General features: G+C 76.2%; 1 protein-coding gene. It reads left to right on the top strand.

The genetic code is table 11. The features are described from left to right. Positions 1-1,290 (top strand): ComEC/Rec2 family competence protein (locus tag C1I98_RS38955; protein WP_199537566.1); only part of this gene is annotated, 1,290 nt, incomplete at both ends.

The raw sequence follows: 1,290 nt of genomic DNA, 5'->3' as shown, positions 1-1,290 counted from the left end.
ATGCCCACCGCGGTCGCGGTGCTCGGGTGTGTGGCGGCGACCGCGGTGGGCATCGGGGCCCGCGTACAGGCGGTGAGCAGTGGGCCGGTGGCGGATGGTGTGCGAAGCGGCGCCACTGTCAGCGCGGAGATCGTGCTGACCGACGATCCTCGCACGCTGCGCGCGCAGGCCCGGTTCGGCGGGCCGCGGGTGATCGTGGACGCCGCCGTCGAGGCGATCGAGATAAGAGGGCGGAGGCACGCCGTCAGCGTGCCCGTCGTCGTGCTCGGTTCCGGCGACGGCTGGCGGGGCCTGCTGCCCAGCCAGCGGTTGCGGGTCAGGGGCAGGCTGGCGTCCGCCGACCGTTCCGGGCTGGTGGCCGGGATGCTCCTGGTGCGCGGCCGGCCCGTGGTCCTCGGCGGGCCGGACGACGTCCAGCGGATCGCCGGTGTGCTGCGGGCGGGGCTGCGTACCGCGTCCGGCGTGCTGCCCGCCGAGCAGGCCGGGCTGCTGCCCGGCCTCGTGGTGGGCGACGTCTCGCGCATGGACGAGAAGGTCGAGGCCGACTTCCAGGATGCCGGGCTGGCACACCTGCTCGCGGTCAGCGGGGCCAACCTCGCGATCATCGCCGGTGCCGCGGTGGCCCTCGCCAGGGTGACCTACATGCCGCTGCCCGTACGCGCGGTGCTCGCCGCAGTGGCGATGCTCGCGTTCGCGGTGGTGGCACGGCCCTCCCCGAGCGTCCTGCGGGCGCTGCTCATGGGGCTGGTCGCGGCCGTCGCGCTGGGCACCGGCCGCTCCCGCGACGGGCTGGCGGCGCTGTCGGCCGCCGTGCTGCTGCTCATCCTGTTCGAGCCCTCCCTGGCCCGCTCCTACGGCTTCGCGCTCTCCGTCTGCGCCACGGCGGGCATTCTCGTGCTCGCCCCGCGCTGGCGCGATCGGCTGGCGGGAAGGCTGCCGACGTGGTTGAGCGAGGCCGTTGCCGTCCCGGCCGCGGCCCAGGCGGCGGTCGCCCCGGTCCTGGTGCTCATGTCGGGCGAGGTCTCCCTCGCGGCGGTACCGGCCAATCTGCTGGCGGGCCCCGCCGCCGCGCCCGCCACACTGCTCGGCTTCGTCGCGTCGCTGGTGGCCCCGTTGCACGCCGAGGCGGCGACCTGGGTCGTGCGACCCGCCGGGGTGGCGGTCGGATGGATCATCACGGTGGCCGATTGGGCGGCGCGCCTGCCGTACGGGGCGGTGCCGTGGCCGGGCGGGGTGGCCGGGATCGGCCTGCTCGGGGCGGTGGCGGTCCTGCTGGTGGCGCTCCTGCGC

It is taken from the genome of Spongiactinospora gelatinilytica, from assembly GCF_003236385.1.
GTDB lineage: Bacteria > Actinomycetota > Actinomycetes > Streptosporangiales > Streptosporangiaceae > Spongiactinospora > Spongiactinospora gelatinilytica.
The sequence above is the reverse complement of the archived record's forward strand: the minus strand, read 5'-3'. Positions and strand labels throughout refer to the sequence as shown.